This window comes from Cellulomonas soli (genome assembly GCF_052036975.1).
Lineage (GTDB): Bacteria > Actinomycetota > Actinomycetes > Actinomycetales > Cellulomonadaceae > Cellulomonas > Cellulomonas soli_A.
This window is the reverse complement of record NZ_JBQIAR010000001.1, coordinates 470,722-485,048: the sequence shown is the minus strand read 5'-3', so window position 1 is coordinate 485,048 and position 14,327 is coordinate 470,722. Positions and strand designations below refer to the sequence as shown.

The window sequence follows — 14,327 nt, the reverse complement described above, 5'->3', positions numbered from 1 at the left end:
CCGGCCGCTCGCGCGTTCTACTTCGGCACGGAACTCGGTCGAGAGCACCCGCGCTTGTGGGACCCCCCCACCACGATGGGTCGAGGAGCACGGGAGCGAGGTCCGGCGGTTCGTCGCGGCGGAGACCGCTGAAGCACCCGCTGGCACAGCCTTGGTTTCCGTCGGAGTGGTTCTCCTGACTGCTTGGTTGCTTCTCGGCGGAGTGCGGGCGATCGGCTGGATGACGCGTCCCGCCCGCATCGAGCGGGTAGCCGACTCGTTGATCACCCACGCATGGCGTGGCTTCGCGTCGGCGATCGACGAACGTCGGGAACGGTTGCGTGCGCACACGCCGGGTGGCGCCGCATGGGGTGCCACCCCACCCCGGACCCGCAGCCGTTCGGAGTCTCCGACGCAGGCGCCGAGGCACTCGTCTGCGCATGGATGCGCCACCTCGGGGAGAGCGATGCGGAGGTGACCCGCTTCACGGGCGATGGCGGGATCGAGGTCGGGTCCGAGCACTACGTCGCTCAGGTCAAGAACTACAACTTCGGCTCGTATGACTCGAACAAGAGTCACGACCGGTTTGGCACTGGGGGTGCTGCCCCCGACGGCGGAGCGATGTCCCCGGTGCAACGTTTCGGCGGTGCTTCCCGTCCTCGGGGGTGGAAGGTGTGAACGCATCGACGACGATGGGAGGCCCGTGGACGGGCGGCAGGATCGCAGCGACGAGGTCATGGCGACCCTCGCGCGGGAGCGTGGCGCGGCACTGACCTCGTACGCGTACCTGCTCACCGGCAACCTGCGGGACGCCGAGGACCTGGTGCAGGACGCCCTGGTCAAGACGTTCGTCCGCGGGCGAACCCTCGAGATCGCCTCGGCCGAGGGATACGTCCGGACGGCGATCCTCACGACGTGGATCGACACGTACCGCCGGCGACGGCAGTGGCAGCGGGTGCGGCACCTGCTGGTCCGCGGTGAGCGCCAGGAGGGTCCCGCCGACGAGGTCGGTGCACGCAACGACGTGCGTGCCGCGCTCCGCCTGCTCGCACCGCAGCAGCGCGCGTGCGTGGTGCTGCGCTACTACGACGACCTCACGGTCGGCGAGATCGCGGACCGGATGGGACTCGCGGACGGGACCGTCAAGCGGTACCTGAGCCTGGCCGTCGGCCGGCTCGAGACGTTGCTCGGACCGCTGACGCCCCTCGGCGACACGGTCCTCGTGAACGAGGGCGGCGAGCGATGAGCAGGGACTTCGGGCAGGAGCTGCGGGACCTCGCGGCGCAGGCGGCCACCGCCGCCCACCCGGTCGACGTGGACCGCACGCGGGCGAGGCTGCACCGGCGTCGGACCCAGACGCTCGTCACCCGCTCCGTGGGCGGCCTGGCAGCGGTCGGTGCGCTCGTGACGGGCGCGGTGCTGCTGGGCGCCCGGACCACGACCGACCAGCTTCCCGTCGCGCCCGTCACGACACCCGCCCCCACCTCCACCTCCACGCCGGGCGCCACGCTCTGCGGGACGACCTTCGCACTGCCCGAGAGGGACGCCCTGGACACCGAGATCCAGGGCGCGGTCGTCGTCGGCACGTTGCACGCGGACACCGCGTCGTTCGAGACGGGCACGGGTGTCCGCGACACGCTCCTCGTCGACGTGGGCACGACCGCGGACGTGCCCACGGGGCCCTCCGACGGCCTCGACCCCTCGGGGGTCACGACGATGCTCGTCGCCCCCGACGGGACGGTGGCCTTCTGGACCGATCCCGCCCGGCAACTGCAGGTCACGGCGACGGACGGCAGCGGGGGCCTCGCGCCGGACGGTCTGTACGCTGCGGTGGACTGCCGGACCGGCAGCCCCCTGACGGGCACCTACCGGGCGTACGCCACGACGGCGACGGACGGCACGGACGGCGAGACCGTCGAACTGGCGCCCGTGAGCCTCGAGCCGGGCAGCGGCACCCTGGCCGGCCAGTGGCCCGACCGGGTGCCCGCCTGCGGCAAGCCCGCACCGGCCGACCTGCTCACCGGGCGCACCGACGCCGACCTCGACGTCACGCTCGACCCGTCGGTCGACCTCGGCGAGGTCCCGGGTGGTCTGCACGTGGGCGCGACCCTGACGGCGACCGGCACCGGGCGACTCATCGGCCGGGTGCCGCAGGCCCTGCACGCCCTGCTCGTCGACTCCGACGGCATCGTCGTGAGCCAGCTGTACGACCCCACGCGCCAGGAGTACGACTCGGGCACGACCTTCGACGTCGGCCCGGGTGAGTCGTTCCGCGGTGAGATCTACCAGTGGTTCGCCTCGTGCACGACCGCCTCAGGCGGCGGGGAGGTTCCGGCCGGCACCTACGACCTGTACGTCTACACGGTGATGCTCGCCTCCGCCGGGCCCGACCTCTCCCCGGGCCCCGCGCTCGCGGTGGGGGGACCGTTCACGGTCACGCTCGAGTAGTCGTCGGAGCCAGACGTGCAGGGTTCCGGCCACGGGGCCGCCACCGTCCCGTGTGGGCCGCGGGGGGTGGCGACGAGCGCGGACGGAGCTGGCGGTCCGGCGGGACGTCGGTGACCCCGGCGACGGCTCAGGCCTCGGAGGCTCCCGGCCCGTCGTGCAGGGAGCGGACCATGCTCCGCAGGAGCCGGGTCGCCGTCGCCTGGTCGTCGCCGTCCAGGCCGCTGAGCATCCGCCGCTCGACCGACCGCACGGCGGCGGACGCGACGTCGAGCTGCTCCCGCCCACGTGCGGTGAGCCGGGCCGGCAGGGCCTTGCCGACGGGTGCGACCGGGGGCCGGGTCACGGCACCCTCACGCTCGAGGGCCTGCAGCAGCACGTTCATCGACTGCCGGGTCACGAACGTGCCACGGGCGATCTCGGATTTGGACAGGCCGGGGCGCTGCGCGAGCAGCTCGAGGCACGCGTAGTGGGTCACGGTCATCCGAGCGGCCGGAGCACGGCCCCGACGACGTCACGCAGTCGGGGGCGCGGCCCCCGCCCGAGCCGCGGCGACGAAGGCCGAGACGGCGGGGCCGATCTGGGCGTCCCGGAGATTGGCGAAGCCGAGGGCGAAGGTCGCCGGACCGAGCCCCGGTTCCACCCGGAGACGCACCGTCGTGGTGAGCAGCAGCCCGCGGCGACGCGCAGCGTCGGTGAGGGCGAGGGCGGCGCGGCCGTCGGTGCCCGGCGGCATCGTGGCGAGCAGGTGCAGACCGCCCTCGGGCACCCGGACCGACCAGTCCGGCAGGGCACGGGCGAGCGCGTCACCGAGCTGCCGCCCGCGCGCCCGGTAGCGCGCACGCATCCGGCGCACGTGCCGGTCGAGGGCGCCGTCGGCGATGATCTCGGCCAGCGCGAGCTGCTCCACCGTCGGCGGCCCGGCCATGCCCGGCAACATGGGCGCCACGGTTCGCAGCCACAGCTCAGGCAGCGCGATCCACCCGAGCCCGAGCCCCGGGCTGACGCTCGTGTCCAGCGAACCCACCAGGATGACCCGGTCAGGACCGACCGACTGCAGCACCGGGGAGTGCCGTGCGTCGGTCAGCGGGCCGTCACGGTCGTGCTCGATGACGACCCCGTCGACGTCCCGCGCCCACCGCACGAGCGCCTCGCGACGCTCCGGGGCCATGCCGTACGACAGCGGGTAGTGCAGGGTCGGCGCCACGACGACGGCGCGTGCCGGTGTCCGGACGAGGTCCTCGACACGCAGACCGCCCTGGTCGACGCCCACGGGCACGACCGTCAGCCCCTCGGCCTCCGCCAGCACGCGCACGTGGTCGGCGCTCGGTTCCTCGAGCGCGACGTGCGCGAGCCCGTACCGCCGCAGGATCCGGAACAGCCGGTCGAGGGTGTCCGACGTGCCCCGCGTGGCGCCGACGGCCACCTGCGGGGTGACGACCGCGCCGCGGCTGCGGGCCAGGTAGGGGCCGAGCTCGGCGCGCAACCGTGGCAGGCCGAGCGCACCTCCGGCCGCGAGGTCGTCGTGCGACGCCGTTGCCAGGGCCGCGGCGAGTGCCCGCCTCCACCGGGCGCGCGGAAAGGAGGCCAGCTCGGGGACCCCGGGCGTCAGATCGAGCACGGGTGCCGGGACCCGTGCGATCGGCGCGGCCGGTTCGACCACGGGGCTGCCCTCCACCCAGGTGCCCGAGCCGGTGCGTGCGGCCAGCGTCCCGTCGGCGACCAGCAGCCCGTACGCCTCGGTCACGACCCAGCGCGAGCACCCGAGCGCGCCTGCCAGCTCACGACTGGGCGGAAGGTGGGTTCCTCGGGGCAGGCGTCCCCCGTCCACCGCGCGGCGCAACGCCCTGGCGAGGCGCTCGTGACCGACGGGGCCGTCCTCGAGGTCGAGGGCGATGTCGGCCACGACCTGCGACGACGACGGGGCGACCACGCAGACAACCTAGGCGGTCCGTGCGCCCGCCGGGACGGGCCGCGCGGGTGGCCCGGTGCGGATTGGTCCGGCTGTGCGAACCCCCGATCGGACTGCCGGGTCGCGATACCGGCTGCCTAGCGTCGTCGGCGAGCACGAGGGTGCTCCACGGTCGTCCGCACCGACGCGGCCGGCCGGCGTTCACGACGGATCGTCCGGCACGTACCTGCCGGTGAAGGGAATGATCACGCATGGCTACAGTCACGTTCGACCAGGCAACCCGGGTGTACCCCGGCACGGAGCGTCCCGCGGTGGACGCACTCAACCTCCACATCGAGGACGGCGAGTTCCTCGTCCTCGTCGGCCCCTCCGGCTGCGGCAAGTCGACCTCCCTGCGCATGCTCGCAGGGCTCGAGGACGTCAACGCCGGCCGCATCCTCATCGGCGACCGCGACGTCACGGACGTCCAGCCGAAGGACCGCGACATCGCGATGGTGTTCCAGAACTACGCGCTGTACCCGCACATGACGGTCGCCGACAACATGGGCTTCGCCCTGAAGATCGCCGGCACCCCGAAGGCGGAGATCCGCACCCGTGTGGAGGAGGCCGCCAAGATCCTCGACCTGACCCAGTACCTGGACCGCAAGCCCAAGGCCCTCTCCGGTGGTCAGCGTCAGCGTGTGGCCATGGGTCGCGCCATCGTGCGTCAGCCCCAGGTGTTCCTCATGGACGAGCCGCTGTCGAACCTCGACGCCAAGCTCCGTGTGCAGACCCGTACGCAGCTGGCCTCCTTGACGCGCAGGCTGGGCGTCACGACGGTCTACGTCACGCACGACCAGACCGAGGCCCTGACCATGGGTGACCGCATCGCCGTGCTCAAGGACGGTCTGCTCCAGCAGGTCGGCACCCCGCGCGACATGTACGACACCCCGGCCAACGTGTTCGTCGCCGGCTTCATCGGCTCCCCCGCCATGAACATCGGCACCTTCCCGATCCTCGACGGCGCCCTCGCGGTCGGCACCACCCGGCTCGCCGTGCCTCGCGACCTGCTCGCCGCAGCCGGCGGCCCGACCCTCACGATCGGCTTCCGCCCGGAGTCGCTGGACGTCGTCGCCGCCGGCACGCCGGACGCGATCCCCGTCGAGGTGGGGGTCGTCGAGGAGCTCGGTTCGGACGCCTACGCCTACGGGTTCCTGGCCGGGCAGGTCGAGCGACCGCTGGAGGCCATGGGCGAGGATGCCGCGCCGCTCGTCGTGCGCGTCGACCCGCGCCGGGTTCCTGCGAAGGGCGAGACGATCCACGTGCGGATCCGGCCGGGCGAGGCGCACCACTTCCGAGCCGGCTCGGGCGAGCGGCTCGTACCCGAGCGGAGGTAGCCCGGCCGTTCGGGTCGGGCACCCCCGCCAGACCGCGCTCAGCTCTCCGGCCGGCCAGCCCGCCAGTACCCCATGAACGCCACGGACTTGCGGTCCACACCGCACTCGGCGACGAGGTGCCGCCGCAGGGTCTTGATGACCCCGGCCTCGCCGGCGAGCCAGGCGTAGAGGGCGGTCGACTGGCGCAGGGGTGCGCCGTGCTCGTCGACGGGCGTCTCCCACAGCAGGCCGGTCTCGATGTCGACGTCCTCGAGCTCGACGTCGGGCGCGGGGGCCTGGCCGGGCAGCAGGCGGGCGGCGGCGGCCTGCACGGCGGGGATCAGCAGCGACCCGTGCGGCTGGCCGTCGCGGCCGTACCAGCGGACCGTCACCCCGGCGGGGGCCACGAGGTCGATCCGGTCCTCGCCGTGCGGCATCTCGATGAGGGCTTCGCCGCGGGCGTCGGCGGACAGGCGTTCGAGGATGCCGGCGATGGCGGGCAGGGCGGTCTCGTCGCCGGCGATGAGCAGGCGGTCGGCGTGCGCGGGCGGGATGAAGTCGACGCCGCCGTGCGGGCCCTCGGCGGCGGCGTTCGGGCCGAGGATGACGAGCTCGTCGCCGGGCGCGGCGTCCCCGGCCCAGCGGGAGGCGGGGCCGGTGTCGCCGTGCAGGACGACGTCGACGTCCAGCTCACGGAACTCGTGCCGCACACCGCGGGCGGTGTAGGTGCGGATGGGGTGGCGGCGGTCGTCGGGGAGCACGCGGTAGCGGCCGTACCAGTCGCTGTCGGCGCCGAGCTCGATGAGCTCGTCGTAGCCGAGGCCTTCGAGCGGCAGGAAGAACTTGATGCGCTGGTCGAACCCGTTGTCGGCAAACCGGTGCAGGTCGTCGCCGGTGAACGTCAGGCGTCGGACGCTGGGGCACAGCTGTTCGGTGCGGGCCAGGCGCACGGAGAACATGCGGAACGGCAGGACGGCGGGGGCGGCCTCGGGCGCGGTCTGCTCAACGGTCGTCGACACGGTGGTCAGGTTAGCCATACCTCACCGAGGTTGACCAGGCCGGGCCGTGCCTCAGATGCCGGACGCCCCGAACACCAGGCCGAGCAGGTAGGTGGCCGCCGCCGCGCCGTACCCGATGGCCAGCTGCCGCAGCGCCCGCTTCAGCGGCGACGTGCCCGACAGCAGACCCACCGTGGCACCCGTGCCGAGCAGCGCGATGCCGACCAGGCCGGCCGACCAGGCCACCGCGACCAGACCCTCCGCACCGAACATGTACGGCAGCACCGGGATCAGCGCGCCCGAGGCGAAGAAGCAGAAGCTCGCCAGCGCTGCACCGAACGCGGTGCCGATGGTCTCGTGCTCGTCGATCTCCTCGACGTCCGCCGGGTCCACACCCTCGGGCAGCTCGACGGGCAGACCGCCGGTGCCCAGGTCACGCGGGTGCTCGTCGCCGCCCAGCACCAGCTGGGCCCGCGCGTGCGCGTCCTCGGCCGACATGCCGCGCGCCCGGTACACCAGGGCCAGCTCGTTGGCGTCGACGTCCAGGAACGGCAGGGCGCGGTGCGCGTGCGGACCGGGCCGGGAGGCCTCCAGCAGCTCGCGCTGCGAGCGCACCGACACGTACTCGCCGGCGCCCATCGACAACGCGCCCGCGAGCAGACCCGCCAGGCCCGTGAGCAGCACCGTGGCGGTCGACGCACCGGCCGCACCGATACCGAGCACCAGGGCCAGGTTCGACACCAGGCCGTCGTTCGCGCCGAACACCGCCGCGCGGAACGTGCCCGACATGCGGTTGCGGCCACGGATCGCCAGGCCGCGCACGACCTCCTCGTGGATCCGCTCGTCGGCGGCCATGGTGGCGGTCGCATCGGCCTCGTCGTCGTACGCGGCCCGACCCTCGGCCCGCTGCGCGAGCGCCAGCACGAACACCGAGCCGAACCGGCGGGCCAACCAGCCGAGGATGCGGGTGCGGATGTCGCCCGGCAGGGGCTTGCCGACGTCGTCGCCCAGCAGCGCGAGCCAGTGCTGCTCGTGACGACCCTCGGCGTCCGCGAGCGCCAGCAGGATCGCCCGCTCCTCGCCCGTGCGGCGTGAGGCCAGGTCACGGTACGCGGCAGCCTCGGCTCGCTCGTCCGCCAGGTAGCGGCGCCAGCGGCGGATCTGGGCGGCTGAGGGCGCGGGTCGGTCACTCAAGGCGGGGGGCACGGACGTCATCGTGACACCCCGGACCTGCCCCACGGGAGCGTCCGCGCCCTGTTCGGGCGGCCGAATCGGACGGTCCGGGCGGCCGTCATCGCGAACGATGGGCACCCGGGCCCAGCAAACGTCCAGGAAGACCGCGTACCGTTACCGGGTCCTGCCGCCCGCGCCCGGGCGGTCATTCCCACGACGGAGGATCCCGTGCGCCGCACGATCGCCGCCCCGCTGGCAGCCGCCGGTGTCGCCCTCACCCTGCTGCTGTCCGCCTGCGGAGGCGGTTCCGGCTCCGCCGACCCGACCGAGTCGGCCTCCGCGACGGCCTCGGCCAGCGCCGAGGAGACCGCCTCGCCCGAGGACGTCGCCGCACTCGAGAAGGTCACGCTCACCGGCGACCCGGGCACCCAGCCCACGATCACCCTGCCGACGACGCCGTTCGAGCTGACCGGCACGGTCGCCCGCGTGGTCGACGAGGGCACCGGCGCGGACATCGAGGACGGCCAGGTGCTGGTCGTCCACTACGTCTCGGTCGCCGGCACCGACGGCTCCGTGGTCTCCGAGACCTACACCTCGACCCCCACCACCATCACCATGGGCGACGGCATCGTCACCGCCCTGCGCGACGCGCTCGAGGGCCAGAAGGTCGGCGTGCGGATCCTGCTCGGCCGCGGCGCCACGGACGGCACGCAGGTCCTCTCGCTCGAGGTGACCGACGCCCGCACCATCCCCGACCGCGCCGAGGGCGAGGCCGTGGCCCCCGTCGACGGCCTGCCGACCGTGACGCTCGCCGACGACGGTGAGCCGTCCATCACGGCCGCCACCGGCACCGCCCCCACCGAGCTCGTCGTGCAGCCGCTCATCACCGGCGCCGGTCCCGCCGTGGCGTCCGGTCAGACCGTCACCGTGCACTACTCCGGCTGGCTGTGGGACGGCACCGCGTTCGACTCCTCGTGGGGCGCCGACCCGATCTCGGTGACCCTCGGCGCCGGCCAGGTCATCGACGGGTGGGACCAGGGCCTCGTCGGCCAGACCGTCGGCAGCCAGGTGCTGCTGGTCATCCCGCCGTCGCTGGGTTACGGCGACACCGAGACCGGGTCCATCCCGGCCGGCTCGACCCTGGTGTTCGTCGTCGACATCCTCGACGCCGCCTGATCTGGTCGCCCGCCCGCACCCGGGTGGGTGACCTGCACGGACTGCCTGACCGACGGCCGTCCGCCCCTGGGACCGATGTCCTGCGGGCGGGCGGCCGTCGTCACTACTCTGACGGGAAGACCGGCTCTCCCTTGGAGACGACATGGACCAGGCAATGACGCCGCGGATCCGCACGGTGGCCCTCGTGGGCCAGAGCGGTTCGGGCAAGACCACGCTCGCCGAAGCCCTCCTGCACCGAGCCGGGGTTCTCACCCGCGCCGGTCGCGTCGAGGAGGGATCGACGGTCACCGACCACGAGCCCGAGGAGATCGCCCGCGGGCTGTCCCTCGGACTGGCCGTCGCACCCTTCCCCTGGAAGGCACCCGACGGCCAGACCTATGAGATCACCCTGCTCGACACCCCCGGCACGGCGGACTTCGCCGGGTCGATGGACGCGGCCCTCGCCGTGGCGGACCTGGCCCTCGTCGTGGTCAGCGCCGTCGACGGCGTGCAGGCCGGCACGCACCTGGCCTGGCGCGCCGCGGCCGACGCGGGGCTGCCGCGCATGGTCGTGGTCACCAAGGAGGACAAGGCGCGCGCCGACTTCCGGCACGTGCTGGCCGACCTGCGTGAGGCATTCGGAGAGGGGCTCGTCGCCCTGGAGCTGCCGCTCGGCGAGGAGCAGGCGTTCTCCGGGGTGGCCGACGTGCTCAGCGAGGAGTCGTTGGAGTACGACGGCGACGGCACGCACCACACCGGCGCCCTGCCCGCGGCCCTGGCCGACGAGGAGCACCAGCTGCACGAGTCCGTCACCGAGGAGATCGTCGCGCACGACGACGACCAGCTGGAGCGGTACCTGTCCGGCGAGGCCCCCTCGGCCGCCGAGCTGGAACGCACCCTGGCGCACGAGGTGCGCGACCTCGAGGCGTTCCCCGTGCTCGTCGCCTCCGGGGTCACGGAGGTCGGGGTGGACCGCCTCGCCGACCTGCTGTGCGAGCTCGGGCCCTCACCGGCCGACCGGGACTCCCGGGTGATCGCCGGGGACCTCGACGTGCCGGTGTCCGCCGACCCGTCCGGCCCTGCCCTGGTGCACGCGTTCCGCACCGTCGCCGACCCGTTCGTCGGGCAGGTCACCCTGTTCCGCGTGCTGTCCGGCACGGTGCGGCCCGGCGACAAGCTGCTGAACACCTCGACGAAGACCGAGGAGCGCCTGCCCGGGCTGTTCCGGCTGCGCGGCAAGGAGCACCTGCCGACCGACCAGGTCGTCGCTGGGGAGATCGCCGCCGTGGCCAAGCTGACGGGCACCCCCACCGGGTCGCTGCTCACCGCGCGGGTCGGTGCCGGTCCGGCGGTCGTCGCCCCGCCGCTGCGGTCCCGGCCGGCCGTGTACGCGCTCGCGCTGGAACCCGTCACGCAGTCCGACGACGACCGCCTCTCGGCCGCGCTGGCCCGCCTGGTCGCCGAGGACCCCACGCTAGTCATCGACCGCTCCTCGGACCGCACCGTGCTGCGCGGGCTCGGGGACACGCACCTGGCCGTCGCTCTCGAACGGCTCGCCCGGGTGTTCGGCGTGCACGTGACGACCTCACCGGTGCCCGTCGGGTACCGGGAGACCATCGCGCGCGAGGTCGAGGCCGAGGGCAAGGTCAAGAAGCAGTCCGGTGGGCACGGGCAGTACGCCGTGGTGCAGCTGCGGGTCTCGCCCCTGCCGCACGGCAGCGGGTTCGAGTTCGTCGACTCGGTCGTCGGCGGCGCGATCCCCCGTACGTACCTGCAGGCCGTGCACCGCGGGGTCACCGAGGCCATGGCGTCCGGCGGCCCGCACGGCTACCCCGTGGTCGACCTGCGCGTCGAGGTGTACGACGGCAAGTCGCACTCCGTCGACTCCTCCGACATGGCGTTCCGCACCGCGGCCGCCGTGGGCGTCAAGGAGGCGTTGCAGGCGGCCGGCACCACCGTGCTCGAACCCGTCAGCCACGTGTCCGTGACCGTGCCGATCGCCACGCAGGGCGACGTGATGAGCGACCTGTCCTCGCGCCGCGGCCACATCACCACGACGACGTCGCTCGACGACGGCCAGGTACGCATCGAGGCGACCGTGCCCGAGGCCGAGCTGACCCGGTACGTGCTCGACCTGCGCTCGATCACCGGGGGACGCGCCGAGCTGGTCATGTCGCCCGAGCGGTTCGAGGTGTGCCCCGACCACCTGCTGCCGGCCTGACACCCGCCGACCCGGGGCGCGTCCTGCGACGCCCCGGGCCGGCGGTCTGCCGTGCGAGGCTGGGCCGGTGAGCGCAGACACCCCGGAGGCAGACACCCCGGAGCAGGAGATCGCCCAGCTGACCCGGCTCGTGCGCGAGTTCTCGGCCGAACGCGACTGGGAGCAGTTCCACGACCCCAAGTCGCTCGTGCTGGCTCTGGTCGGCGAGGTCGGGGAGCTCGCCGAGCTGTTCCAGTGGATCCCCGCCGACCGTGCCGCCACCGAGTTCGGCCCCGACGGACGCCAGCAGCGGGCCGCGGAGGAGATGGCCGACGTGCTGGTCTACCTGGTGCGCCTGGCGGACGTGCTCGGCATCGACCTGGGCGCCGCCGCCCGCGCCAAGCTCGCCGACTCGCACCGACGGTTCCCGGCCGACACGTTACGGGGGGTCGCGCCGCACAAGGCGTGAGACGCCCGGAGGGCGCCACCCCGGTCACCCCGGGTGGCGCCCTCCTGCGTCGACGACCAGGTCAGTCGTCGGCGAGGCAGAGGTAGCTGTCGTCCAGCTCCACATAGGCCGTCGCGTCCATCGAGCACTCGTCCGGGTCGGTCACCTCTCCGACCGCCAGGAACTCGTGGTCGGAGTCGCACGCCACCTGCTGCATCGTCGAGTTGTCGACGACCTCCCAGCACGAGCCGGTGCCCTCGGCCTCGGTCGGCTCCGACATCTTCGCGTCGAGGAACTGGCCGGCGCCGGCCAGACCGACACCCACCGCGGCGACCAGACCCACGGCGGCCAGACCCCACCCGGGCCGGCCGAGAGCCGGGGCACCGGCGCCGCGGGCCGCCTTGTAGGCGGCGAACGAACGCACCAGCAGGATCACACCGAAGATCAGGCCACCGGTCCACACCACCCCGCCGCGGTTCGAGGCGAGCAGCGCCGACCCGCCGCCGAGGACGAGGACCGCGACACCGGCCCAGAACGTCAGCACCGCACCGCGCAGCGCCTTGGCGCCCTCGTCGCCGGGGGCGACCGCAGGCGGAGCGATCTCGGCGCCGGCGTAGCCGTACACGGGAGCCGATGGCCCGGCGTCCGCCGTCGGGGCCGCGGGGTCGGTGGGGGCCGACGGGGTCTCGGCGGCGGGCGGGTCGATCTCGGGGGTCACAGCCACGTCCGGGCTCTGGTCAGGCGTGGCGGGCTGGCCGCCGTCGGGAGTCGTCATGGGGGCATTCAACTGGTGCGGGCGCGTTCGCGTGGTCGAAATGGACTGCCAGTTCTCAGCCGGCACCCAGACTCGCGCGGGCCCGACTCGCGCGTCTCACCTGCAGAACTGCACGATCACCGCATTCGGGACGTCACCGAGCCGACCGTCGGCCCATTCGCCGAGCCGGACCTCGAAAGACAGGCCGGATCGCACCCCGACGTGAAGGGCTGTCGGGACCCGACCACCAGACAGTCGAGCCGACGCGATGGGCACACCGATCAGCTCGGGCCACGGATCCGTCGCAGCGCCGACAGTTCGGCGGTAGGTCTCCGCCCCGTCGGTGTGGCTTCGGCGCGATCGCCGACCTCGCGGGAGCGCGTAGGCCGTGCTGGTGGCGTCGCGGGTCAGAGCCTGCGGTAGACCGCGCTGCGATGCCCGAGCGTCACGCCGAGGACCAGCAGCCGCTCGTCACGGACGGTGTAGACCACCCGGTAGTCGCCAACGCGGATACGCAGCAGGCCGTCGAGACCCTGGAGCGTCTTGGCGCCGGCGGGGCGTGGGTCGTTGCCGAGCGTCTCGATGACGTCGAGCAGCCGGCGCTGCACGGGCCGGTCGATGCGGCGCAGGGCGCGCTGAGCAGCAGGCGTCAGCTCGACGCCGTAGTAGTTCGTCGTCACGTGGGGTGTCTATCGACCCGACGCAGTGTCGCGCCCTGGGCCGCTCACGCGCGCTCGGCGGCGAGCTGTGCGCGGAACGCCGCGAGCGAAGTGGTCTCCCCGCCCTCGGCCAGGGCCGCCCGGGCGGCCTCGACGTCGGCAGCGTCCTCGGCGGCCTCGTACGCCTCGAGTACCTCGGCGGGCACGACGGCGGCGAGCCGACGGCCGCGACGCGTCAGGTAAACCGCCTCGCCGTTGTAGGCAGCACGGTTCACCACCTCGCTGAGGTGGGAACGGGCCTCGGTGACGGGCATCTCGCTCACAGCTCCAACCGTACGGGATGTACGTTCGGTACAGAAGTGGGCGCTGCTCGTCGGCCTCGGGGATCTGGTGCGCACCCGGCAGCGGTATGTCCCCTCATCGCCGAGCTACCGGCGATCGGCGCCCACCCGGGTCGTCTGCACCGCGACTGCCCCGTCCATCCCCTCCACGAACCGCGACACCACATCGGGCAGCGTGGCGTCCTCCACGATCCACGCCGGCTCATCACCATCACCGTCGAAGTGACTGACCTGCTCGGTCGAGTTCGCCCACGCCCCGTCCACCCACACCGAGGTGTCCTCGGTCGCGAAGCGCTGCAACGGGTCCAAGGTCCACACGCTGCGGGTGTCCCCCGGCACCTCCTGCGCCGCCACCAGATCGTTCACGAAGTACTCGGACGACCCCACAGGCGACCCGTCCCCCACCGGCATCCCCGTGACCCGCCCGAACACGTCGTACCTCCACGACGAGCCACCCGCAGCACTCGTCGAGACCAGACGGTCCGCACTGTCGTACGAGGAAGTCACCGCGGTGGCGTCCGTCGTGCCCGGGCACATCCCCTTCCACGCGAGTCCTGCAGCCCCAACAGAAGCCCTAGCCAGTGGGAGCGTCGGTCGTGGTGGTGATCAGCACGAGACACATCACCGCCGAGTGGACGTCCGGACGCAATCCGCCGTCGTCATCCCCGGAAGTACGGCAGCTCGATGCCAACCTCCGCCATCATCTGCTCGTACATGGAGACCCAGTCCCTGACCTTCTCCAGCGCGTACGACTCGGGGGCTTCTTCCTCCAAGTCCTTCAGGAGTATGAAGAGCGTGTCGCCCTGGATGATCAGGCCGGGGTATCGGCGCCCCGGATCCTGCACCAACGGTAGAGCATCCAACCTGGCAAGAATCTTTGCAGTGGCCAACTCTTCCTCCCGTCTTCT

At 73.1% G+C, this 14,327-nt stretch carries 14 protein-coding genes and 1 pseudogene; 6 read left to right on the top strand and 9 right to left on the bottom strand.

All coding sequences use genetic code 11. The annotated features are described in order from the left end of the window. Positions 1-715: 715 nt before the first annotated feature. Entirely contained in the window at positions 716-1,225 is a 510-nt protein-coding gene (locus tag ACTHAM_RS02255) for a sigma-70 family RNA polymerase sigma factor (RefSeq protein WP_440684135.1), read from the top strand. Next, positions 1,222-2,427, top strand: a complete 1,206-nt coding sequence (locus ACTHAM_RS02250; protein ID WP_440684134.1) for a hypothetical protein — start codon at positions 1,222-1,224, stop codon at positions 2,425-2,427. Before ACTHAM_RS02255 ends, ACTHAM_RS02250 begins: the two co-directional genes overlap by 4 nt. Before the next feature lie 127 nt (positions 2,428-2,554). On the opposite strand, the pseudogene ACTHAM_RS02245 reads toward ACTHAM_RS02250, so the two are convergent. Both ACTHAM_RS02245 and ACTHAM_RS02240 read right to left on the bottom strand, forming a co-directional pair. Then, positions 2,555-2,928, bottom strand: a pseudogene (locus ACTHAM_RS02245) (MarR family winged helix-turn-helix transcriptional regulator); the annotation flags it as partial. Between the two features lie 10 nt (positions 2,929-2,938). Beyond that, positions 2,939-4,357, bottom strand: coding sequence for a PLP-dependent aminotransferase family protein (locus ACTHAM_RS02240; RefSeq protein ID WP_440684133.1), 1,419 nt, complete (start codon positions 4,355-4,357; stop codon positions 2,939-2,941). Between the two features lie 230 nt (positions 4,358-4,587). Here ACTHAM_RS02240 and ACTHAM_RS02235 point away from each other — a divergent pair, with 230 nt between their 5' ends. Further along, the gene (locus ACTHAM_RS02235) at positions 4,588-5,712 is read left to right on the top strand and encodes an ABC transporter ATP-binding protein (RefSeq protein WP_440684132.1); all 1,125 of its coding nucleotides are present in this window, start codon (positions 4,588-4,590) and stop codon (positions 5,710-5,712) included. 38 nt (positions 5,713-5,750) lie between these two features. Here ACTHAM_RS02235 and ACTHAM_RS02230 read toward each other — a convergent pair whose 3' ends face one another. Further along, the gene (locus ACTHAM_RS02230) at positions 5,751-6,728 is read right to left on the bottom strand and encodes a siderophore-interacting protein (RefSeq protein ID WP_440684131.1); all 978 of its coding nucleotides are present in this window, start codon (positions 6,726-6,728) and stop codon (positions 5,751-5,753) included. Positions 6,729-6,761: 33 nt separating this feature from the next. Then, complete coding sequence (locus ACTHAM_RS02225; RefSeq protein ID WP_440684130.1) at positions 6,762-7,904, bottom strand: VIT1/CCC1 transporter family protein; 1,143 nt, start codon at positions 7,902-7,904, stop codon at positions 6,762-6,764. Positions 7,905-8,090: 186 nt separating this feature from the next. Between ACTHAM_RS02225 and ACTHAM_RS02220 the strand changes: the two genes are divergently transcribed. The 3 genes from ACTHAM_RS02220 to ACTHAM_RS02210 all read left to right on the top strand — a co-directional run bounded on the left by ACTHAM_RS02220 (position 8,091) and on the right by ACTHAM_RS02210 (position 11,686). Next, a complete protein-coding gene (locus tag ACTHAM_RS02220; RefSeq protein ID WP_440684129.1) occupies positions 8,091-9,038 on the top strand; it encodes an FKBP-type peptidyl-prolyl cis-trans isomerase in 948 nt (315 codons plus the stop codon). A gap of 142 nt (positions 9,039-9,180) precedes the next feature. Continuing rightward, positions 9,181-11,238 (top strand): elongation factor G, encoded by a 2,058-nt coding sequence (locus ACTHAM_RS02215; protein ID WP_440684128.1) that lies wholly within the window; start codon positions 9,181-9,183, stop codon positions 11,236-11,238. 67 nt (positions 11,239-11,305) lie between these two features. Continuing rightward, positions 11,306-11,686 (top strand): nucleotide pyrophosphohydrolase, encoded by a 381-nt coding sequence (locus ACTHAM_RS02210; RefSeq protein WP_440684127.1) that lies wholly within the window; start codon positions 11,306-11,308, stop codon positions 11,684-11,686. Positions 11,687-11,747: 61 nt separating this feature from the next. On the opposite strand, the gene ACTHAM_RS02205 is transcribed toward ACTHAM_RS02210, so the two are convergent. The 5 genes from ACTHAM_RS02205 to ACTHAM_RS02185 all read right to left on the bottom strand — a co-directional run bounded on the left by ACTHAM_RS02205 (position 11,748) and on the right by ACTHAM_RS02185 (position 14,309). Continuing rightward, positions 11,748-12,440 (bottom strand): hypothetical protein, encoded by a 693-nt coding sequence (locus ACTHAM_RS02205; RefSeq protein ID WP_440684126.1) that lies wholly within the window; start codon positions 12,438-12,440, stop codon positions 11,748-11,750. A gap of 386 nt (positions 12,441-12,826) precedes the next feature. Beyond that, positions 12,827-13,099 carry a type II toxin-antitoxin system RelE family toxin gene (locus ACTHAM_RS02200; RefSeq protein ID WP_440684125.1) on the bottom strand — a complete coding sequence of 91 codons (273 nt, stop codon included), beginning with the start codon at positions 13,097-13,099 and terminating at the stop codon, positions 12,827-12,829. Positions 13,100-13,143: 44 nt separating this feature from the next. Beyond that, positions 13,144-13,392, bottom strand: coding sequence for a type II toxin-antitoxin system Phd/YefM family antitoxin (locus ACTHAM_RS02195; protein WP_440684187.1), 249 nt, complete (start codon positions 13,390-13,392; stop codon positions 13,144-13,146). Positions 13,393-13,506: 114 nt separating this feature from the next. Continuing rightward, positions 13,507-13,926: an RHS repeat domain-containing protein gene (locus ACTHAM_RS02190; RefSeq protein ID WP_440684124.1), complete on the bottom strand. Its 420-nt coding sequence runs from the start codon at positions 13,924-13,926 to the stop codon at positions 13,507-13,509. 152 nt (positions 13,927-14,078) lie between these two features. After that, positions 14,079-14,309, bottom strand: coding sequence for a DUF6959 family protein (locus tag ACTHAM_RS02185; protein ID WP_440684123.1), 231 nt, complete (start codon positions 14,307-14,309; stop codon positions 14,079-14,081). Positions 14,310-14,327 lie beyond the last annotated feature (18 nt).

What these genes read in the sequence shown, in the direction of transcription:
- ACTHAM_RS02250 (WP_440684134.1), top strand. Translation starts at nt 1,222, where the DNA reads ATGAGCAGGGACTTCGGGCAGGAGCTGCGGGACCTCGCGGCGCAGGCG.
- ACTHAM_RS02195 (WP_440684187.1), bottom strand. Translation starts at nt 13,392, where the DNA reads ATGCCCGTCACCGAGGCCCGTTCCCACCTCAGCGAGGTGGTGAACCGT.
- ACTHAM_RS02215 (WP_440684128.1), top strand. Translation starts at nt 9,181, where the DNA reads ATGGACCAGGCAATGACGCCGCGGATCCGCACGGTGGCCCTCGTGGGC.
- ACTHAM_RS02230 (WP_440684131.1), bottom strand. Translation starts at nt 6,728, where the DNA reads ATGGCTAACCTGACCACCGTGTCGACGACCGTTGAGCAGACCGCGCCC.
- ACTHAM_RS02205 (WP_440684126.1), bottom strand. Translation starts at nt 12,440, where the DNA reads ATGACGACTCCCGACGGCGGCCAGCCCGCCACGCCTGACCAGAGCCCG.
- ACTHAM_RS02255 (WP_440684135.1), top strand. Translation starts at nt 716, where the DNA reads ATGGCGACCCTCGCGCGGGAGCGTGGCGCGGCACTGACCTCGTACGCG.
- ACTHAM_RS02235 (WP_440684132.1), top strand. Translation starts at nt 4,588, where the DNA reads ATGGCTACAGTCACGTTCGACCAGGCAACCCGGGTGTACCCCGGCACG.
- ACTHAM_RS02225 (WP_440684130.1), bottom strand. Translation starts at nt 7,904, where the DNA reads ATGACGTCCGTGCCCCCCGCCTTGAGTGACCGACCCGCGCCCTCAGCC.